This is a genomic window from Prevotella sp. khp1 (assembly GCF_900102205.1).
GTDB lineage: Bacteria > Bacteroidota > Bacteroidia > Bacteroidales > Bacteroidaceae > Prevotella > Prevotella ruminicola.
In genome coordinates this window covers 223461-246838 of sequence record NZ_FNJZ01000004.1, presented here as the reverse complement: position 1 = coordinate 246838, position 23378 = coordinate 223461, and the positions used below count along the sequence as shown (strand labels likewise).

The 23378-nt window shown below is 51.7% G+C and carries 11 protein-coding genes; 7 read left to right on the top strand and 4 right to left on the bottom strand.

Annotated features, from left to right (window positions below):
- Positions 1–622 precede the first annotated feature (622 nt).
- Genes BLR73_RS12045 through BLR73_RS12015 form a run of 7 tightly spaced genes read left to right on the top strand, consistent with a single transcriptional unit; the run spans position 623 to position 13873 of the window.
- The gene (locus BLR73_RS12045) at positions 623–3814 is read left to right on the top strand and encodes a SusC/RagA family TonB-linked outer membrane protein (RefSeq protein WP_091862327.1); all 3192 of its coding nucleotides are present in this window, start codon (positions 623–625) and stop codon (positions 3812–3814) included.
- Between the two features lie 44 nt (positions 3815–3858).
- Positions 3859–5391, top strand: a complete 1533-nt coding sequence (locus tag BLR73_RS12040) for a RagB/SusD family nutrient uptake outer membrane protein (RefSeq protein WP_013065666.1) — start codon at positions 3859–3861, stop codon at positions 5389–5391.
- Between the two features lie 34 nt (positions 5392–5425).
- The gene (locus tag BLR73_RS12035) at positions 5426–7849 is read left to right on the top strand and encodes a hypothetical protein (RefSeq protein WP_091862324.1); all 2424 of its coding nucleotides are present in this window, start codon (positions 5426–5428) and stop codon (positions 7847–7849) included.
- A gap of 23 nt (positions 7850–7872) precedes the next feature.
- Entirely contained in the window at positions 7873–8967 is a 1095-nt protein-coding gene (locus BLR73_RS12030) for a family 16 glycosylhydrolase (protein ID WP_091862321.1), read from the top strand.
- Entirely contained in the window at positions 8968–10344 is a 1377-nt protein-coding gene (locus tag BLR73_RS12025; RefSeq protein WP_091862318.1) for a CotH kinase family protein, read from the top strand. It abuts the gene before it with no gap.
- Positions 10341–11606, top strand: coding sequence for a glycoside hydrolase family 5 protein (locus BLR73_RS12020; RefSeq protein ID WP_091862314.1), 1266 nt, complete (start codon positions 10341–10343; stop codon positions 11604–11606). The genes BLR73_RS12025 and BLR73_RS12020 overlap by 4 nt, the downstream gene beginning before the upstream one ends.
- A 20-nt stretch (positions 11607–11626) precedes the next feature.
- The gene (locus BLR73_RS12015; RefSeq protein ID WP_091862472.1) at positions 11627–13873 is read left to right on the top strand and encodes a glycoside hydrolase family 3 C-terminal domain-containing protein; all 2247 of its coding nucleotides are present in this window, start codon (positions 11627–11629) and stop codon (positions 13871–13873) included.
- Between the two features lie 263 nt (positions 13874–14136).
- Here BLR73_RS12015 and BLR73_RS12010 read toward each other — a convergent pair whose 3' ends face one another.
- From BLR73_RS12010 to gltB, 4 genes are all read right to left on the bottom strand, one after another.
- Positions 14137–16350, bottom strand: a complete 2214-nt coding sequence (locus tag BLR73_RS12010) for a glutamine synthetase III family protein (RefSeq protein ID WP_013063918.1) — start codon at positions 16348–16350, stop codon at positions 14137–14139.
- 196 nt (positions 16351–16546) lie between these two features.
- Complete coding sequence (gene dapF / locus BLR73_RS12005; RefSeq protein ID WP_091862311.1) at positions 16547–17350, bottom strand: diaminopimelate epimerase; 804 nt, start codon at positions 17348–17350, stop codon at positions 16547–16549.
- Between the two features lie 24 nt (positions 17351–17374).
- The gene (locus BLR73_RS12000; RefSeq protein WP_091862308.1) at positions 17375–18781 is read right to left on the bottom strand and encodes a glutamate synthase subunit beta; all 1407 of its coding nucleotides are present in this window, start codon (positions 18779–18781) and stop codon (positions 17375–17377) included.
- Positions 18782–18872: 91 nt separating this feature from the next.
- Complete coding sequence (gene gltB / locus BLR73_RS11995; RefSeq protein WP_091862305.1) at positions 18873–23366, bottom strand: glutamate synthase large subunit; 4494 nt, start codon at positions 23364–23366, stop codon at positions 18873–18875.
- Positions 23367–23378 lie beyond the last annotated feature (12 nt).

Below are 23378 nucleotides of genomic sequence, written 5' to 3'. Positions count from 1 at the left end.
AAGCAATTTCTTCGTAATAAGGACCAAATGAACCTATAATTTTGCACAAAAAAAATGTGCATTCATTCGTTTTTCGAAATCACGCACATTTTCACTCGTTCCGTATATTACTTCATGTCAGATTAAAGGTAAACTAGATCAGATTGTTCAATAAAACTTAAAAAACTGTTGTACGAGTGCAAAAGTACGCATTTTAACCTACCAAGCCAAATATTTTCTCCATTTTCTTTGCTTTGTTAACTCTATTTAACTTTAAAAAGAGGTTGTGTTCGTCCACACAACACGAAAAACACACTAACTATGACTTTTTCTTTGCTTGGAACGTATAACCATGATTGACGACCAATGCAGTGAAAGACGTTTTTGACTAATTAAAGCGAATTTTTGGTTAAAGAATCTGTAAAATGTACGTTTTACACCTCTATATTTCGTCCACTCTTTTTAGATTTTTTAAAAATCTTATCACACTGTTTATCAGCGCTTTAGACATTTTAAGCGTATCATTTCGTCCACTTTTCGCTCTGTGCTGCCAAATGCGAGCATTAAAATTAATTATCTTTGCAGCAGAAAATCCTAATAGGGTATATTCTAACTTAACATTAACATTTAATAAAACCAAAGTATGAAGAAAAGCAGGTTAGTAATGATGTTTCTGGCACTTATGGTGACCATGACATCTTGGGCCCAGGGAATCGTGGGCACTGTGATTGACGACCAGGGCGAGACCGTTATCGGTGCTTCGGTCGTTGAAAAAGGTAATCCTCAGAATGGTACTATTACCGACTTTAATGGTAACTTCACCATTAAGGTTAACGAGGGCGCTACTATCGTAGTAAGTTACATTGGTTATGTAACCCAAGAACTAAAAGCAACCCGCAACATGCGTGTGGTGCTGAAAGAAGATGCACAGACTCTGCAGGACGTAGTTGTTATCGGCTACGGTGTGCAGAAGAAGAGCGTGGTAACAGCCTCAATCGCCAAGGTTAGCTCGGATGACCTGGAGGGTAAGACACGTCTGCGTGCCGATGATGCCCTGAAAGGTCTGGCTGCTGGTGTAAACGTTACATCTGCCAACGGACAGCCTGGTTCACAGTCGATGATTCGCGTGCGCGGTACAGGTACTATTAATGATACCAACCCGCTGTACATTATCGATGGCATGCCTACCGACCAGTACGGTCTGGAGAGTGTTAACCCTTACGATATCGAGAGTATCGAGGTTCTGAAGGATGCTGCATCAGGTGCCATCTACGGTGCACGCGCAGCCAACGGTGTTATCCTGGTTACCACCAAGAAGGGTAAGATGGGTAAGGCTCAGATCAACTATAACTTCAGCTACGGTTGGCAGAGCGCCTGGAAGCATCGCGACGTGACCAGTGCTACCGACTATGCCATCCTGCAGAACGAAAAATACGTGAACGGCGGACAGGCTCCTTTGTATGCCGACCCTTATAACCTGACCGATGCCAACGGTAACAAGATTACCGGTTTTGGTACCGATTGGCAGGAACTGCTGTTTAACGATAACGCCCCTGTAGTACAGCACGACGTATCGGTTAGCGGTGCTACCGAAAAGGTAAACTACTACCTGTCGCTGGGTTACTACACTCAGGATGGTATCGTGGGTGGTAACTACGGCCGCTCTAACTACGACCGTTTGACCATCAACTCAAACAACCAGTTCAACCTGTTCGACGACTCAAAGGAGCGCAACTTCCTGAACAAACTGGACATCAGCGCAAACCTCTCTTATATGCGCACACATAGCACAGGTATCGACACCAACTCTACATGGGGTTCGCCCCTGGGTTCGGCCCTGTACCTGGCTCCCACACTGCCCGTAACACTCACTGGTGCTGTGGCTCAGGATATGATTGACCGTTACAGCGCTTACGACCTTTATCGCGACGAGAACGGCAATCCTTATACTATTCCCAACTACGTAGGTAGCTATCAGGAGCAGAACAACCCCATCGCCATGATGCAGGGTAACCCCAGCCGCGGCTGGAGTCATAAGTTCAGACCTAAGTTTGCTATCGACCTGCAGATCTGGGACAACCTGAAGTACCACTTCACCTGGAGTGCCGAGCAGAGTTTCTGGGGCAGCGAGGGTGCTACCGTATCAAAGTACTACCTCTCTGGTAACAACAACAGCGACCACACATCGGCTTCAGCCGAGAAGGCCGACGCTACACAGTGGCAGGTTGAGAACACGCTGACTTACGACAAAGAGTTTGGCAAGCACTCTATCGGTGTAGTACTGGGTCAGAGCGCCCTGAAGTACAAGGGTAGCTACGTAGGTGCATCGCACTGGAACCTGATTAACGTAAACAAGCCTTATGTTGACTACACCACTGGTGGTAGCATTGAGACCACTACCGATGCCGACGGCCACATTACAGGTGTTAAGAGTCTGGTTAGCGGTTGGGCAGGTCCTAACGTAGAGCATCACCTGGCTTCGCTCTTTGCCCGTTTGAGCTACAACTACGACGAGAAGTACATGTTCCAGGGCACCATCCGCCGCGATGGTTCAAGCCGCTTCGGATCAAACAACAAATATGGTGTGTTCCCCTCATTCTCTATCGGTTGGAACATCATGAACGAGGACTTCATGAAGAACACCAGCGACTGGCTCAGCAACCTGAAGTTCCGCGCCAGCTGGGGTAAGAACGGTAACGAGAACATCGGTGACTTCCGCTACACCGTGCTCACCACCACTGGTGGCACAAGCAACTACTACTTTGGCCGTCAGGGCGTGATGAATTACGGTTCGAAGGCCAACGGACTGGCTAACGAGAACCTGAAGTGGGAGGAGAGTGAGCAGACCGACCTGGGTATCGACCTGGGCCTGTGGAACAACAAGCTTACATTTACTGTTGACTACTATATCAAGAAGACCAATGGTATGCTGATGACCATGCCTATCCCAAGCTACGTAGGTGAAACCAAGCCTATCGGTAACGTGGGCGACATGGAGAATAAGGGTATCGAGTTTGAGCTGGGTTACAAGTTCAACATTGCCGATGCACACTTTGCCATTAAGGCCAACGCATCGCACCTGAAGAACACCCTGAAGAACCTGGGTAACGACACTGGCTTCCTGAACTACGGTATCAGTCAGTTCAGCGATGGTGGCACACGTGCCGAGAACGGTCAGCCTTTCCCATACTTCTATGGTTACAAGACTGCAGGTGTACTGCAGAACCAGGCAGAGGCCGATGCTTACAATGCAAAGAATCACGCTTCGTCGGTTCCTGGCGACCTGATCTTCGTGGATGTAAACGGCGATGGCTACATTACCAGCGACGACCGTACCAAGATTGGTAAGCCAACACCCGACTGGACTTACGGTTTGAACCTGAATGCCGATTGGAAGGGCTTCGACTTCAACATCTTCTTCCAGGGCGTTTATGGTGCCGATATCTTCGACGCTACCTGGCGCCAGGATATCGCATCGGGTAACTACCCAACTTGGGTGCTGCAGCGCTGGACCGGCGAGGGAACCTCGAACAAGATTCCGATGCTGAAGCTGGGCGACTCGAAGAACTGGGTTGTTAGCGACATCTACGTACAGGACGGCAGCTACCTGCGCCTGAAGAACATCTCATTGGGCTACACACTGCCACGCCACATCACCAAGCGTGTAAACATCGAGCGATTCCGCGTGTATGTACGTGCCGAGAACCTGTTTACCTGGACTAAGTACTGGGGATTCGATCCTGAAATCGGTACCAGCAGCACATCGATGGGTGTAGATTACGGCGTATATCCACAGGCACGCATCTTTACTGTAGGTTGCAACCTCTCGCTGTAAAATGTAATAATGTAATAATGTAAAAATTAAAGAATTGAAGTATTATGAATACGAAGATATATAAAACACTGTTCGCTGGAGTAGTAGCCGTATCGCTGACTGCTTGTAACGACAGCTTCCTGGAGGTAGAGAATCCAACCGGTGAGCCTCTGGAGGAATATTACATGACCGACGAGCACCTGAGCGAGGCTTGCACTTCGGCCTATGCCCCACTGCACTGGCCCGACTGGGACGGAACAGCCTATAACGACCTGACTTGCGACGCCGAGATTATGGGCGACGACTTCTGGGTTGGTGGTTCGAGCATCAGCGACAACCAGCACTGGCACAAGCTGTTCAACTTTGAGGGCGACGGCAACAACACCCTGGGTACTCTTTGGGGCGACTTCTACAGCGGTATCAAGCGTTGTAACGACGTGATTAAGTACTGCTCATGGGGTGGCGGCAACGAAAAGAACCGCACATCGTACGAGATGCAGGCCCGTCTGCTCCGCGTGTACTATTATAATATTCTGTGGCACTACTACGGCAACGTTCCTTTCTATCTGGAGAACCTGAGCGAGCCTTACACAGCCCCACAGATTACTGCTGATGAGATTTATGCACAGCTGCTGCCTGAGCTCGAGGCCATCATCGCTTCGAACGTGCTGCCTATGCGTTGGGATGCAGCCAACGAGGGTCGCGTATCACAGGCTATGGCCTACATGCTGTATGCCGAGATGGTGATGTACCAGAACGACGCAGCCCGCTATCCTACTGCTCTTACTTACATGAAGCAGATTATCGGCGACAGCAACTACTCGCTGAATCCCGACTTCAAGGATCTGTTCTCAGAGAACGGTGAGATGTGCTCAGAGAGCATTTTTGAGATTACTTACGACGACGATAACGCCCAGCGCGACTGGGGCACACCACTGCATGCAGGTGGTACCGTATTCCCTACACTCTGCTCGCCTAACGGTTGGGCTGGTGGCGAAGGCTGGGACAGCGGTAACGACGGTTGGGGATTCCTGCCCATGCGCTTAGAGGCCTACAATATGTATGCCGATAACGACAAGCGTCGCGATGTTACCTGCTGGGACGTTCGTGGCTACACCTATACCGAGCGTTATCAGGACACTCACATCTGGCACGGTAAGTATCGTCCACAGAGTGCCAACAATCAGGACTGTCCTACATCAAAGAACCTGAACTACAATAACAACAAGCGCATCTACCGCTATGCCGAGACCCTGCTGAATGCAGCCGAGCTGCTGTTGCAGACAGGTGGCAGCGCAACCGAGGCCACTGGTTATGTTAACGAGGTTCGTACACGTGCAGGTCTTGCTAACCTGAGCAGCGTTACTATCGACGACGTACTGAATGAGCGTCACCTGGAGTTCTGCGGTGAGGGCAAGCGTTACTTCGACCTGGTTCGTGCCGAGGGTATCAGCGGTGCCACCGAAAAGGCTACCCTGAAGCTGGTTCCCGACACCTACGGCTATCGTACTAACACCTGGAGTGCCAGCAAGAAGCACATTCCTCTGTCACAGAGCGAGCTTGATGCCGACCCAACACTGGTGCAGAACAACTATTAATATTAAACATTAATGATTAAACATTAAAAAGATTATGAAGAATCTGATTAAATATACAATGGGTGCGCTGGCAGCAGGTGTGATGATGACCGCCTGCTCGCCCGAAAAATTCGACGGCGCCGACCCCAATGGTATTCCATCGGTAAGCGGTGTTGACTTCAACATCAGCGTCGATCAGGAAACCAACCAGATGATTGCCAACTACACCCCACAGCCAGGTACATACCCCATCTGGATTATCAACGGCAACACCTACTCTACACTGCAGGAGGTGGGATTCCAGAATCCTGAGGCCGGCACCTATACTATCGACATGAAATTGGGCAACCGCAATGGTTTCAGTCAGGGTGTCATCAGCAAGACATTCACTTTCAACGAAACTAAGATTGACTACTCTGCCGATTTCCGTCGTATCTGCGACAAGGAGTGGCGTATAGCCAACAAGGAGCAGGGACACCTGGGCTGCGGCCCTGCCGGAACAGCTGCCACCGAATGGTGGAGTGCTGCTCCCAACGATAAGAAGGACTTTGGTGTTTACGACGACCGCATCACCTTTACAGCCACCACACGCAAGGGCGGTAGCTATACCTACAATGCTGGTGCCGACGGTAACACCTATGTGAATAAGGGCGTAACCAAATGGAACACCCAGAACGACAATGCCGACGTAGATGTAGCTGTGGGCAACCAGACATCAAGCTGGAGCTTCGAGATCTACGACTGGGAGGATGCCGAGGGCAACGTGACCAAGCAGACCTACATCCAGCTGGCCGACAACACCGCATTCCCCTACATCTCGAGCGACGCTCAGTACGAGAATCCTAAGTTCCGTATCGAGACCCTCACAGCCACCAAGCTGGTGCTGGTTTACGACGCTCCTGATCGCGGTATTGCATGGCGCTACATCCTGACAAGCGCTCCTGATGAGCGCCTCGTTGAGGAGCAGGGATTCGATGCCAACAGCGACTTCAACCTCTGGAAGGGCATCACTCCTAACGCCACATTCTACTTCAACCCAGGTTGGGGCACAGAGCGCACTGGCGAGATGGAAGCTGGCTACACTGGTGGAAACAACGACTACACCGTGACAGTTCCCGATGCTTGCTCAGACCGCTGGCAGGCTCAGTTCCACCTCCACACCGACCTGAATCTGAAGGCTGGAACCAACTACGACTTCTCTGTTATCTTCAATGCTGATAAGGATATCGACGGTGTGACTGTTAAGCTCACCGACGAGGCAGATGCCGATGCTATCATCGACGTAGCCGACGTGAACCTCAAGGCTGGTCAGGATATCGTATTCTGGCAGAGCGACATAGCAGGTAAGGACCTTTCTAAGGTGAAGTTGGTATTCGACTTCGGTCATGCTACCGGTGCTACCAAGATCAACGTAAGCAACGTGGTTATCAAGGATCACGCTAACGACGATGGTACCATCGTTTCAGGTGGTGGCGAAGAGGGCGAGAAGCCTGTGATGGATTGGAACTATGAGAGCGGCGCCAACCTTTGGAAGGCTGTTGACGATGGTACAGTAGCCAGCGAGTTCGCTTACTGGTTTGCTGATGACAGCTGGACACAGATTACAAGCCCAGTATGTACACACAGCGGCGACACTTACGAGCTCACCATGCCTGATGGTATCGGTGGCAGCCAGTGGCAGGGCCAGTTCCATATCGACACCAAGCTTACAGCAAGTGCATCAAAGGCCTATAATTTCTACTGTGTATTAGAGGCCGACAACGACTGCGCTGGTGTTACCTTCAAGCTCACCGACGGTGGCGACAGCAACTTCCTGCTCGAAGAGCGCATCCCTGTTAAGGCCGACGAGCCACTCATCGTGAAGCGCGAGGGCCTGACACTGAAGGATGGTGCTGATGCCGACCAGCTGCGCATGTTCTTCGACTTTGGTGGTACACCTGCTGGCACTCACGTGAAGATCAGCAAGATCTATCTCGAAGAAGCTGTAGTTCTGAACTACGACGATGCCAGCAACCTGTGGAAGGGTGTTGACGATGGTTCAGTAAAGAGCACATTCGCCTACTGGTTCGCCAACGACGCTTGGACAGAGCTGGCCAACCAGCCTGTAGCTACTCGCAACGGCGACACTGTTGAGCTCACTCTTCCAGAAGGAATGGGTGGCAGCCAGTGGCAGGGTCAGTTCCACATTGATACTGAGCTGACAGCTAAGGCCAACAAGGAGTATCACTTCCAGGTGGTAGTAACTGCTGATGCCAACTGCCCAGGCGTGACCATCAAGCTCACCGACAGTGGCGATAGCAACTTCTTCTGCGAGGGTCGTCACGACATCAAGGCCGACGAGCCATACACATTCACACTGAAGAATGCAACACTGAAGGAGGGTACTGATGCATCGGCTATCCGTCTGTTCTTCGACTTCGGAGGATCTACACCTGGCACAAAGGTGAAGATTAGTAAGATTGTCTTTAAAGAGGCATAATAAATAAAAAAATTGAATAATTAATGAAACGTTACATGTTTAACACTCTATTGCTCGCGCTCACCGCAGTCTTTACTGGCTGCGGTGGGGGCAGCGATGACCCACAGCCCGCTGCTCCAACGATCACCGTATCGCAGGAGAGCATCAATGCACCTGCCGAAGGAGGCAGCTACACAATTAACGTTACCACCACTGGAAAAGAGTGGGGTGTTTATGCCGATGGCGACTTCGTGAAGGCCACGGCTCAGTATGCTAACAATGCGGTGGCTGTGACCATCGACGAGAACCCTAATACCACGGAGCGTACAGGTAACGTCATCATTATGTCGGGTACTGCCCGTAAGAACATCACAGTGACTCAGGCCGCTGCTGCAAAGCCTGCCTACAATGCCCCCGAAGGTTACACACTGGTATGGCAGGACGAGTTCGAGACAGGCTCGGAACTGAATGCCAACGACTGGAAACACGAGGTGCAGAACGCCGGATGGGTGAACCACGAGTTGCAGAACTACGTGAACCACAAAACACCCGATGGCGCGCTGGTAACCCAGGTTAAGAACGGCACCCTGCGCATTACAGCCCTGAAGGAGAACGGCAAGATATACTCTGGTCGTGTGTATGCCAAGGTAAAAGAGGGCTGGACCTACGGCTATATCGAGGCCAGCATCAAACTGCCAAAGGGCAAGGGCACATGGCCTGCCTTCTGGATGATGCCAGTGAACTTCAAGTCGTGGCCTGCTGATGGCGAGATTGATATCATGGAAGAGGTGGGCTATCACCCCAACTACGTATCATCAAGTCTGCATGCCAATGCACACGTACACTCTAACAACACACAGGTAACCCACGAGATGAAGTGCGATGGTGCCGAGGGCGAGTTCCACACCTACGCCATCCTGTGGACAGCCAAGAACATCACCACCTATGTGGATGGTAAGGTTCAGCTGAGCTACGACAACCGTGGACTGGGTCGCGACGACTGGCCCTACGATGATCCGTTCTACGTGATCCTCAACCTGGCTTGGGGTGGCGACTGGGGTGGCGCTCAAGGCGTTGACGAGAGTGCATTGCCAGCCACTATGGAAGTAGATTACGTGCGTGTATTCCAAAAGAAATAAATGAAACCAAAATTAATACTCTCTATTTTGTTGACGATTGCCTGGGCTGGCCCTGTGCTGGCCCAGCAATATCAACAACTCACCGATGTACCCACGGTGTATATCGAGACGGAGAACGGTCAGAACATCACCAGTAAGGAAGAGTACATCATGTGTACTTTTACGATGGTGGATGGCGACAACACGCTCCGACTCGAGAACACACAGATAAGAGGACGAGGCAACTCATCGTGGTGGAACTCTGACAAGAAACCCTACCGAGTTAAGTTCGACAAAAAGCAAACACTGTTAGGTGAGGACTTTGCGAAAGCCAAAAGTTGGACCTTGCTGGCCAATCACGGCGACAAGACCATGATTCGCAATGCCCTGACTTATCAACTCGGACGTTTCATCGGCATGAAGTTCTGTCCAGCTGCCAAGTTCATCGATCTTTATCTTAATGGCAAATACCGCGGAACCTACCAGATTAGCGACCAGGTGCAGGTGCACAAAAAGCGCGTTGAAGTAGATGAGGACAACGGTTGGCTGCTGGAGGTGGCCAACGAGAACTCACGCGAGGAGCCCTACATCACATCCACCCGCTACGGCATCATGTACAACATCAAGAATCCTGATGACGAGCTGCTCACCATGGATAAGCGCATCGCCATCGGACAGTGGCTGGAGGCATTCGAGAAAGCAGTGGCCAGCGACGACTACCGCGACCCCGAGAAAGGTTATCGCGCCTATATCGATGAGACCGATTTTATTAACTGGTACGTAGGCGCTGAGCTCACGGGCAACATCGATGCACTTTACAGTATCTACATGTACAAGGAGGCCGACGAACAGAAGATGCACTTCGGACCGCTGTGGGACCTTGACTTGGGCTACGACAATAGTTCGGAAAAGAGTCTGCTGCGACAGATGGAGGCCTACTTAGGCTTGTGGAACCGTCCATTCGAAAAAATTCTGCAGCGCCTGTGGCTCGACCCTTGGTTTGCCAAGGCTTGCAACGACCGCCTGAACGCGCTGGTAGAAGCCGGACTGCAGCAGCACCTGATAGCATCTATCGACAGTTTGCGTGGTGCCATCTGGCAGACACAGGCTCAGAATTTCAAGGTGTGGCCCATCAACCAGCAGGTGTACGACTGGGAGAAGCACAAGTACCACAACGACTACGACAGCTACATCAGCGATCTGAAGGCGTTTGTGAACACTCATATCCCATATCTGCAGGAGGCCTTCGCCCAGAAGTTGAGTGCCACCGGTATTACACCTGCCAAGACAACAGAAAAGAACAGCAGCACCCTCTACGACCTGCAGGGCCGAAAGGTGCAGCAACCCAATAAAAAAGGAATATACATCCAGAACAGACAAATCATAACAAAACAATGAAGAAAGCATTCGTTTATCTCTTTGCGCTCCTGCTGATGGCCTGCAACGTGGGCAAGCAGAACAATGCCAATGGGTTCGTCACCATCAACGGCCACGACCTCATCAAGCCCAACGGTGAGAAACTCCTGATTCAGGGCACAAACCTGGGCAACTGGTTGAACCCCGAGGGTTACATGTTCGGTTTCGGACGTACCAACTCGGCGTGGATGATCGACCTGATGATGAAGGAGGCCGTGGGTCCCGATGCCACTGCCGAGTTCTGGCAGCAGTTCAAGGATAACTACGTGACACGTAAGGATATCGACTTCATTGCCAATCAGGGTGCCAACACCATTCGTCTGCCTTTCAACTACAAGCTGTTCTGCGACGAGGATTACATGGGACAGACAGGCAAGAAGGATGGCTACGCACGCATCGACTCGGTCATCACCTGGTGCAAGGCCAACAACCTGTATCTGATTCTGGATATGCACGACTGTCCAGGCGGACAGACGGGCGATAACATCGACGACGGACACGGTTACCCCTGGTTGTTCGAAAGTGAGAAGTGCCAACAGCAGTTCTGCAATATCTGGCGCGAGATAGCCTATCGCTATCGCAGCGAGACCACCATCCTGGGCTACGAACTGATGAACGAGCCCATCGCTCACTATTTTGCCAACAAGGACTCGCTCTACCAATTGTTGCAGCCGGTATATAAAAAGGCGGTAGAGGCCATCCGACAGGTAGATAAAAACCACATCATCCTGCTGGGCGGTGCCCACTGGAACAGCTTTTTCTGGATGCTGAACGACAGCACCTACGACGATAAGCTGATGTACACCTGCCACCGTTACGGCGGTCCTGCCACCAAAGAAGCCATCACCCACTACATCAATTTCCGCGACTCCATCAACCGTCCGATGTATATGGGCGAGTTCGGTCACAACACCATGGAGTGGCAGCGCGACTTTGTGAAGGTGCTGAAGGAGAACAACATCGGTTACACCTTCTGGCCTTATAAAAAGGTAGATGAGTCGTGCATGATGGGCATCAAGCGCCCCGAGGGTTGGGATAGCATCGTGGTGAAATATGCCGAGACATCACGCAACACCTATCAAGAATGGCGCGAGGCACGCCCCAATCAGGCTCAGTTCCGCCAGCTGCTCAAGCAGTTTGCCGAGAACTGTCGCATCGAGAACTGCAAACCACAGGCGGAGTATATCCAAAGCATGGGGATGGGGAAATTGAAAAAACAAAAAGGTGAGAAGGTGAGAAAATGAACAATAAAACTAATTATAGAATGAAGAAATTTATCATGTCAGCACTACTGATTGGCACTACTGCAGCGGCACAGGCTCAAAGCACACCTGTGTATCTCGACGAAAGTAAACCCATCGAGCAGCGCATCGACGACGCACTCAGTCGAATGACACTCGAGGAGAAGATTGCCGTGATTCACGCGCAGTCAAAGTTTTCAAGCCCTGGTGTAAAACGTCTGGGATTCCCCGACCTGTGGACCGACGACGGCCCTCACGGTGTGCGCCCCGATGTACTGTGGGACGAGTGGGAACAGGCCGGTCAGACCAACGACTCATGCGTGGCCTTCCCTGCCCTCACCTGTCTGGCTGCCACCTGGAATCCCCAGTTGGCCCGCATGTATGGCGAGAATCTGGCCGAAGAAGCACTCTATCGCAACAAGAACGTGATGCTGGGTCCTGGCGTGAACATCTATCGCACCCCACTGGGCGGTCGTAACTTCGAATATATGGGCGAAGACCCCTGGTTGGCCTCACGCATGGTGGTGCCCTACGTACAGGGACTGCAGTCGAAAGGTGTAGCAGCCTGCGTGAAGCACTATGCCCTGAACAACGACGAGGAGTATCGTCATCAGGTGAACGTGATTGTGAGCGACCGTGCACTGCACGAGATTTATCTGCCTGCCTTCAAGGCGGCTGTGCAGGAGGGTGGTGCCTGGAGCATCATGGGTGCCTACAACCTGTATCAGAACCAGCACAACTGTCACAACGCCACCATGCTGAACAAGATTCTGAAGAAGGACTGGGGTTTCGACGGCGTGGTGATTAGCGACTGGGGCGGCTGCCATGACACCGAGGAGGCCATCAACAACGGACTCGACCTGGAGTTCGGCTCATGGACCAACGGTCTGAGCGAGGGCACCTCAAACGCCTATGACAACTACTATCTGGCAGTGCCATACAAGAAGCTCATCCAGGAGGGAAAATATACCACCAAGGAGCTCGACGAGAAAGTTCGCCGCGTGCTGCGCTTGTTCTATCGCACCACGATGAACCGCCACAAGCCCTATGGATTCCTGTGCAGCGAGAGTCACTATCAGACTGCGCTCAAGATTGCTCAGGAGGGTATTGTACTACTGAAAAATGATAAAATTAAAGAATTAAAAAATGAACCCCTTTTGCCGCTCAACCTGCAGAAGATGAAGCGCATCCTCGTAGTGGGCGAGAACGCCATCAAGATGATGACTGTGGGCGGTGGTTCGTCGTCGCTCAAGGCCCAGAAGGAGATTCTGCCTCTCGACGGCATCAAGGCCCGTTTTGCTGATGCCGAGGTGGATTATGTTCGCGGTTACGTGGGCGATACCGTTCAGAGTTACAACGGCGTAACCGTAGGTCGCTCGCTGTACGAAACCCGTACACAGGCCGAGCTCACTGCCGAGGCTGTTGAGAAAGCCAAGCAGGCCGATGCCGTGATTTTTATTGGTGGACTGAACAAGAGCGACTATCAGGATTGCGAGGGTCACGACCGCAAGAGTTACGATCTGCCTTACGCCCAGAACGAGGTGATTGAGGCCATCCTGAAGGTAAACCCACGCTTGGTTTATGTAAACATCTCGGGTAACGCTGCTGCCCTGCCCTGGATTAACAAGGTGCCCGCTGTGGTACAGGCCTGGTTTATCGGCTCCGAGGCTGGCGAGGCCATCGCCTCGGTACTGGCTGGCGACGTAAACCCATCGGGCAAGCTGCCATTCACCTGGTACGCATCGCTCGGTCAGTGCGGCGCCCATGCCACAGGCAGCTACCCCGGCAATTGGCGCGAGGATTATAAGATTATCGACGAGGAGTACAAAGAGGGTATCTACGTAGGCTACCGCTATACCGATGCCAATAAGCTCAAGCCCCTCTTCGCATTCGGTCACGGTTTAAGCTACACCACCTTTAAGTTAGGCAAGGTAACCACTAACACCCAACACCTAACACCCAGCACCAAGCTCACCTTCACCGTGCCCGTAACCAATACCGGCAAGGTGGCTGGTAGCGAAACAGTTCAGCTGTACATCGCCGCCAAGCAGAGCAAGGTTGATCGCCCAGTAAAGGAGCTCAAGGCTTTCCAGAAGGTGTATCTGCAGCCAGGCGAAACCCGTAACGTAACACTTACCATCGGTGCCGATGCCGTAAGCTATTACGATGAGACTGCCAACAGCTGGTGCGCCGAGCCAGGCACTTACGAGGCCCTGATTGGAACAGCCTCGGATAAGCTCCCAACCAAGTACACATTCAAACTGAAGTAGATTCATGCGTTATTTTAAATATTTAGGTACACATATAGTTGATATTAGTTAGTAATTAGTAGTTCCAAAATGATTGTTTTACCAGGATTAACACAAAAAGGAGCCGGCAGCAATGCTGGCTCCTTTGCTAATTAACTAACACAAAAATATCAAATAAAAGAGGGATTCAATACTCTCACAGTATCAAATCCCCCACGCAAACTTCAATAAATCGCTTTTTGCGATTTTCAAACAACCAAAAAAAGAATTGTTTGATTTAACGATTATCGGATGAACAGCAGTTCTCTGTACTTAGGCAGTGGCCACAGTGCATCGTCGACAATCAGTTCGAGCTTATCGATCTGATAGCGAATCTCATCGAGCTTTGGCTCTACCTTATCATGATAAGCGATAGCCTTCTCATGCTCGTCCTCGATCTTGTTGGCCAGCTTGCGAGCGTTAACCAACTCCTCAACACCCTTCTCGATGGCAGATGTGCGCTCGGCAATCTCCTCGATAATCTTCAGGTTACGGGCATTCAGCTTCTCCGCTTTGTCAACGGGGAATACAGCCACCATATTTTCTACATTCTTCAGCAGCTGGCTCTGATAGCTGGTAGCCACTGGAATGATGTGGTTCATGCTCAGGTCGCCCAGTACGCGAGCCTCAATCTGAATCTTCTTGGTGTAGGTCTCCCACTTCACCTCGTTACGTGCCTCAAGCTCCTTCTTGGTCATTACACCCAGGCTCTCAAACATCTTAACGCTGGCGTCGTCGAGGTAACGCTCAAAGATTTTTGGACAGCTCTTCTCAACATCCAGACCGCGTTTCTCGGCCTCGATAACCCACTCGTCTGAGTAGCCGTTACCATCAAAGCGGATAGGCTTACAGGTCTTGATATCCTCGCGGAGCACGTCGATGATAGCGTGGAACTTAGCGCTGTGCTCAGTACCAGCCAACTTCTTCTCGAACTCAGGAATGCGAGCATCAACACGCTTCTTGAAGTCAACCAGAGCCTCGGCTACGGCACTGTTCAGGGCAATCATAGCGCTGGCACAGTTAGCCTCACTACCTACGGCACGGAACTCAAAGCGGTTACCGGTAAAGGCGAATGGTGATGTACGGTTACGGTCGGTGTTATCGATGAGCAGCTCAGGAATCTCGGGGATATCCATCTTCAGTCCCTGCTTGCCAGCCATAGCGAGGAAGTCCTTATCGGCAGTCTCGATGTGGTCGAGCAGCTCAGAAACCTGCTTACCGAGGAACGAAGATACGATGGCTGGGGGAGCCTCGTTAGCACCCAGACGGTGAGCGTTGGTAGCACTCATGATGCTGGCCTTCAGCAGTCCGTTGTGCTTGTAAACACCCATCAGGGTCTCAACAATAAAGGTAGCAAAGCGCAGGTTGGCCTCGGGAGTCTTACCAGGAGCGTGCAGCAGTACACCATTGTCGGTGCTCAAGCTCCAGTTGTTGTGCTTACCCGAACCGTTGATGCCAGCGAATGGCTTTTCGTGCAGCAGCACGCGGAAACCGTGCTTACGGGCTACACGCTTCATCACCGACATCAGCAGCATATTGTGGTCAACAGCCAGGTTAGTTTCTTCAAAGATTGGTGCCAGCTCAAACTGGTTAGGTGCCACCTCGTTATGACGGGTCTTGCAAGGAACACCGAGTTCCAAAGCCTGAATCTCAAGGTCGCGCATGAAAGCAGCCACACGCTCGGGGATTGAACCAAAGTAGTGGTCGTCCATCTGCTGGTTCTTGGCACTATCGTGTCCCATCAGGGTACGACCGGTAAGCAGCAGGTCGGGGCGTGCAGCATACAGTCCCTCATCTACCAGGAAGTACTCCTGTTCCCATCCGAGGTTTGAGGTTACTTTCTTTACTGCGGGATCAAAGTAATGGCAAACATCAGTAGCAGCCACGTTGACTGCATGAAGAGCGCGCAGCAGAGGAGCCTTATAGTCAAGGGCCTCACCGCTATAACTGATAAATACTGTGGGGATACAAAGTGTATCGTCTATAATAAATACTGGAGATGTGGGATCCCATGCAGAATAACCACGTGCCTCGAATGTAGAACGGATGCCACCAGAGGGGAATGAAGAAGCATCAGGCTCCTGCTGAACGAGCAGCTTTCCGCTGAACTCTTCAACCATACCGCCCTTGCCATCATGCTCGATAAACGAGTCGTGCTTCTCGGCAGTACCTTCGGTCAGGGGTTGGAACCAGTGAGTATAGTGAGTTACGCCATTCTCGGTAGCCCACTGCTTGATACCAGCAGCTACAGCGTCGGCAACAGTACGATCCAAACGTGCGCCATTATCAATTACGTCGACCATTTTCTCGTACACGTCCTTTGGCAGGTACTTGTACATTTTCTCACGATTAAAGACCTTCTTGCCAAAATACTCGCAAGGTCTCTCACTTGGTGCTTTTACGTCGAGTGGCTTCTTCTTAAAAGCCTCGCCGACAACCTGAAATCTTAATGCTTCCATAATTACTGTTTATGTTGTTATACAATTTGCTTACACTTTGCTATGATTTCGATGCAAAGGTACTACAAATTGAAAGTAAATTACCTATTTTATCGACACTTTTTATCTTGTTTTTATTTCAAAATTACAAATTGTAAGTTCTGTATATGTATTTTCTTACAGATTGTAATCAAAATACGGGATTTAGCTAATACCTTTATAAAGCTATTTCGCCATCACACACAAACTCGGCCGGACCAGTCATGTACACGTGGTTGTCCTGTTCGCTCCACTCGATGGTAAGTGTGCCGCCATCCATCACAATCTGCGATGTGCGATTGGCCTTACCTGTAAGTGCGGCGGCCACAGCGGTGGCGCAGGCGCCTGTACCGCAAGCCTGGGTGATACCACTGCCACGCTCCCACACACGGGTACGGATGCCGCCGTCAGCCTCTACACGGGCAAACTCGATGTTACATCTTTGTGGGAATGCAGGGTGATATTCGAGTGCGGGGCCTGCTTCGCCTACCTGATCCACATCATCGGTAAATATCACGTAGTGGGGATTGCCCATCGATACGAATGTGCCGTGACCAGGGTTACGCGATGACAGGAACTGCGACTCGTTTTCAAGTACAGGCTCGCCCATATCTACGGTAACACTCTCTACAATACCATCGGTTACATGCAGACTGAGCACCTTTACACCCGAAAGGGTGAGCAGACGGATCTCGGTCAGGTCGGTCATACCGCGCTCGTAAAGGTACTTACCTATACAGCGACTGGCATTACCGCACATCATGGCCTCGCTACCGTCGGCATTAAAAATGCGCATGGTAAAATCAGCCTCAGGAACGGTAGATTTGCCAATGAGTACCAGTCCGTCGGAACCGATGCCCTTGTGGCGGTGGCTCCACTTAATGGAGGCCGCCTCAGGGTCGGGTATATTGTACTGCGTGGTGTCAACGTAGATGTAGTCGTTACCACAGCCGTGCATCTTGGTGAAATGGATCTTGCTCATGCTAATTTTTACATTTTTGCATTTTTACATTTTTGCACTTAAAAAGCTGTTCACCTTCTGGGCTGTCTGGCGGCCGCTGGCCATAGCGCGCACTACGAGAGAGGCGCCATTGGCCGCATCGCCACAAACAAACACATTATTACCATAAGCGGGATGCTCTGGCTTCAAGAATCCCATGGCCAACAATACCAGTTCAGCTTTTATAATCTCGGGCTTGCCCTTCTCAACCATGATGGGGCGACCGCCTTCGGGATTTGGTTTCCAATCTATCTCCTGTACCTTTACGCCGGTAAGCTTACCGTCCTTACCCAAGAATTCAAGGGTGTTGATGTTCCAACGGCGGGTGCAGCCCTCCTCATGACTTGATGTAGTCTTCAGGGTGCGAGGCCATTCGGGCCAAGGGTTCTGTGGGTCTTCGGGACCCTCAACGGGCTTAGGCATAATCTCAATCTGGGTAACGCTCTTACAACCCTGACGATGGGCTGTACCAATGCAGTCGCTACCTGTATCACCACCACCTATTACCAGCACGTCCTTGCCTTTGGCTGTTACGCGCTCGTCCTTACTGAACTCCATGCCTGCCAGCACGCGGTTCTGCTGCGACAGCATGTCGAGAGCAAAGTGTACGCCCTTGAGTTCGCGGCCAGGGGCTTTCAGATCGCGGGCTGTTGGAGTACCTGATGCAATCACGATTGCATCAAATTGAGAATTGATAATTGATAATTGAGAATTATCGATGGTAGAGCAATTGTCAATTTTCAATTTTCCATTATCAATTGATACGGCACAGCCGTATACAAACTCGATACCCTCCTGCTCCAGCAGGGCGATACGACGGTCGATAACGGCCTTGTTCAGTTTAAAGTTAGGGATACCGTAGCGCAGCAATCCGCCTGCAGCTTCGTTTTTCTCAAACACGGTAACGGTATATCCCATGTGGTTCAGGTCGTTGGCAGCAGCCAGTCCGGCAGGGCCGGCACCAATCACAGCCACCTTCTTACCGTTGCGAACGATGTCGGTCTTAGGCTGGATAAAGCCCTCCTGAAATGCCATCTCGGTGATGGCAGCCTCGTCCTCACGGTTGGTGGTTGGCTCGTGGTTAAAGCGGTTCAGCACGCAAGCCTTCTCGCACAGTGCAGGACAGATACGACCTGTGAACTCGGGGAAGGGGTTGGTGGTGTTCAGCAACTGATAGGCCAACTCAAAGTCGCCTTTGTACAGGGCGTCGTTCCACTCGGGTGCTTTGTTGCCCAGCGGACAGGCCCAGTGGCAGAAGGGCACGCCGCAATCCATACAGCGGCTGGCCTGCAGTTTGCGTTCGCGAGTGCTGAGCGTCTGCTCTACCTCGCCAAAATCGTGGATTCTATCGTGAATCGGACGGTAACCCGCCTCCTGGCGGTGTATCTCTAAAAATGCTTTTGGATTTCCCATTGTGTAAAATTTAAAAATTTAAGAATTTAAAAATTTAAAAATGAAATGCGACAACTTTTACATTATTACATTTTCTAATTTTTACATTTTACTAATAGTCGCGCTGGATGTCGGCGATTTTTTCGTGCAGGCGCGCCATCTTCTCTTCTTCGAGCACGCGTTTGTACTCGATAGGCACAACCTGGATAAAGTCCTCGATGTAGCGGTGCCAGTCGTCGAGCATACGTCCTGCCTGGGCCGAGCCTGTGTGCAGATAGTGCTCACGAATCAGCTCCAACAGTTCTTTGCGCGATACGCTGTCCTCAACCAGCGAGAGTTCAACCATATCCATGTTGCAGAAGTAGTCGAATGTGTGATCGGGGTCGTAAACATAGGCCACACCACCACTCATACCGGCAGCAAAGTTTCGGCCTGTCTTACCCAGCACTACCACACGTCCGCCAGTCATATACTCGCAGCAGTGGTCGCCGGCACCTTCAATCACAGCGATGGCTCCTGAGTTACGCACTCCGAAGCGCTCGCCTACCTTACCATTTATATAGAGTTCGCCCGATGTAGCACCGTAAAGTCCGGTGTTACCTGCGATAATATTTTCTTCAGCCTTAAAGTCGTCGCTGCGGCGAGCTGGAGGCAGAATAGAGATACGACCACCCGAAAGACCCTTACCAAAGTAGTCGTTGGTCTCACCCTCGAGGCGCAAATCCAGTCCCTTCACGGCAAAGGCACCGAAACTCTGACCAGCCGAGCCCTTGAACTTAATCTTGATGGTTCCGTCGGGCAGTCCTTCCTCGCCGTACTTCTGGGCTATCACACCACTCAGCATGGTACCCACGGCGCGGTCGGTATTCTTGATGGCATAGTCGAGTGTTACCTCTTCCTGGTTCTCGATAGCCTTCTGTGCAGCCTTAATCATCTCCTCGTCCTTCACACCTGTCACCTTGGTGTAGGCACCGCGATCCCAGTACAGAGCCTTGTCGGTTGCAGGCTTGTGCAGCAAGCGGGCAAAGTCGATGGTCTTCTGCTTGTCGGTAGCGTTCTCGGTGTTCACCTCAATCAGTTCGGTGTGTCCGATAATCTCCTTCAGACTCTTCACGCCGATTTCACTCAGGTATTCGCGCACCTGCTCGGCCAGGAAGGTAAAGAAGTTAACCACGTACTCGGCTCTACCCTCAAAGTGCTTACGCAGCTCGGGGTTCTGGGTAGCCACACCCATGGGGCAGGTATTGGTGTTACACTTACGCATCATCACACAGCCCAGAACAATCAGGGGCAGTGTTCCGAACGAGAACTCGTCGGCACCAAGCATAGCCATGATAATCACGTCCTTGGCAGTCTTCAGCTGTCCGTCGGTCTGCAGGCGAACCTGGTTACGCAGGCCGTTCATCACCAGTGTCTGCTGGGTCTCGGCCAGTCCGATCTCAGGACTGATACCTGCAAATCGCATACTTGAAGCAGGGCTGGCACCTGTACCACCCTCGGCACCACTGATAACAATCAGGTCGGCCTTGGCCTTTGCCACACCAGCGGCAATGGTTCCTACACCGCTCTCGGCCACCAGTTTTACGCTGACGGCAGCTGTGGGGTTGATATTCTTCAGGTCGAAGATGAGCTGTGCCAGGTCCTCGATACTGTAGATATCGTGATGAGGTGGAGGCGAGATGAGCGAGATACCGGGGATGGCGTTACGTGTCTTGGCGATAATCTCGTTAACCTTAAAGCCAGGCAGCTGTCCGCCCTCACCAGGTTTTGCTCCTTGTGCCACCTTAATCTGTATCTCCTCGGCATTCACCAGGTACTCGGCGGTTACACCAAAGCGGCCACTGGCAATCTGCTTGGTCTTCGAGCTCAAGCTTACACCGTCAACCTCCGAGTGGTAGCGGGCGTTGTCCTCACCACCCTCACCGGTGTTACTGCGGGCGCCCAGTTTGTTCATGGCCAGTGCCAGTGCCTCGTGGGCCTCGATGCTCAGGGCACCGAAACTCATGGCACCTGTAACAAAATGCTTAACAATGCTCTCTACGCTCTCAACCTCGTCAATTGGGGTTGGCTTAGCAGCCTTCTTGAATCCGAAGAAGTCACGGATAAAGATGGGCGATTCTTTCTCATCGACCAGCCGCGACCACTGCTTGAACTTTTCGTAGTTACCCTGACGGGTAGCCAACTGCAGTTTAGCGATGGTCTCGGGGTTCCAGGCATGCTTGATACCATCCTTGCGCCATGCAAACTGGCCCTGGTTCTGCAGCAGTGTCTGCTCCTTGGCAGCCTCATGTAAGGCAATGGCATCACGGGCAATCTCCTTCAGGCCCACACCACCAATGGTGCTCACCTCGGTACCGAAGTAGCGGCGCAGCAGATCCTCGCTCAGTCCGATGCTCTCAAAGATCTTGGCACCGCGGTAGCTGCGGATGGTGCTGATACCCATCTTACTCATAATCTTCTTCAGACCCTTATCCACGGCCTTGATGTAGTTCTTCTCGGCAGTGGCGTACTCCTCCTGAATCTTGTGGTGCTTCACCAGATCGTCGAGTACCGCAAATGTCATGTATGGGCACAGGGCGCTGGCTCCGTAACCCAGCAGCAGGGCTGCGTGCATTACCTCGCGAATCTCACCGCTCTCAACAATCAGAGCTGTCTGCACACGCTTACCTACGCTAATCAGGTAGTGGTGAACAGCACTAACGGCCAACAGCGATGGGATGGCGGCATGGGTATCGTCCAAGTCGCGGTCGCTCAGGATAATGTAGTTCACACCCTCATCTACACTGGCTTCGGCCTGGTGGCACAGGTCGTCAAGAGCCTGGCGCAAGCCTTCCTCACCCTTGGCCATCTCAAACACGATAGGCAACTTCTTGGTGTTGAAGCCCTTGTAGCGGATGTTACAAAGTATATCAAGTTGTGTGTTGGTTAAAACTGGTTGTGGCAGGCGCACCATCTTACAGTTAGATGCGTCGGGTGTTAGAATGTTGGTGCCTACAGCGCCGATATACTCGGTTAGACTCATCACCAGTTCCTCGCGGATAGGGTCGATGGCAGGGTTGGTAACCTGTGCAAACTGCTGACGGAAGTAGTTGAACAGCACCTGTGGGCGGTCGCTGATAACGGCCAGCGGTGTGTCGTTACCCATGGCAGCTACAGGCTCCTGTCCGGCTGTGGCCATAGGGATAATTGTCTTGTCGATATCCTCCTGACCGAATCCGAAGGTAACCAGCTTCTGCTGCAAGTCGCTCACACCGTTATCCACCTTACGTCCGCTCTTCAGTTTCTCAAGCTGCACGCGGTTCTCGGCCAGCCACTCGCGGTAAGGATGCGCCTTGGCCAGCTTCTCCTTAATCTCGCCATCGTAGTAAATCTTGCCTTCCTGCGTATCAATCAGCAGAATCTTTCCTGGCTGCAGGCGTCCCTTCGAAACCACGTCGCCGGGCTCAAAGTCCATTACGCCAACCTCAGAGGCTACCACCATCATACCTTGCTTGGTGATGGTGTAGCGGCTGGGGCGCAGTCCGTTGCGGTCCAGCATACCGCCTGCGTAGCGACCATCGCTAAACAGCAGTGCGGCAGGACCGTCCCACGGCTCCATCAGGATAGAGTGATATTCGTAGAAGGCTTTCAAATCTTCTGAAATAGGGTTCTTATCGTTAAAGCTCTCGGGCACCAGGATGGCCATGGCCTGTGGCAACGAGAGTCCGCTCATCATCAGGAACTCGAATACGTTGTCCAAGCTGGCCGAGTCGCTCATGCCGTCCTGCACAATCGGGCGCAAGTCCTTGATATCGCCCAGCGCCTCGCTGCTCAGCACACTCTCTCTTGCCTTCATCCAGCCGCGGTTACCACGAATGGTGTTAATCTCACCGTTGTGGGCCAGCAGACGGAAAGGCTGTGCCAGCTTCCATTTTGGGAATGTATTAGTCGAGAAACGCGAGTGAACCAAGGCCAGACCGCTCGTAAAGTAATCGTTCGAAAGATCAGGGAAATAGCGACGCAGCTGTCCGCTGGTAAGCATTCCCTTGTAGATAATATTCTTGCTTGATAGCGAGCACAAGTAGAAGTCCTCATCATCAATGCGGTTCTCGATGCGCTTGCGTACCTTATATAATATACGCTCAAACACGGGCACGTTATCCTCCGACACGCCCGTTACAAATATCTGCTTAATGTCGGGTTCCACCTCGCGGGCAGCCACACCCAGCACCTCGGGGTTGGTGGGCACCGTGCGCAGGTGCATCAGCTGCAGGCCCTCGCGCTCAATCTCCTCAATCATCACGCTCAGAATCTGCTGCTGGGCCTTCTCGTCCTTAGGCAGAAAAACCAGACCTGTGCCGTACTTACCTTTCTCGGGCACAGGGATACCCTGTAACAAAATAAACTCGTGGGGTATCTGTACCATGATACCCGCACCATCACCGGTCTTGTCGCGTGTCTCGGCGCCACGGTGTTCCATGTTCTCAAGCACCTTCAGTGCATTGTCAACCAGATCATGACTTTTTCCGCCGTGTATGTTAACCACCATACCCACGCCGCAAGCATCATGCTCATAGTCAGATTGGTAGAGTCCTTTTTTGGGTTGAGTTTGCTTTCTTTTTGTCATATTATCCTTTGT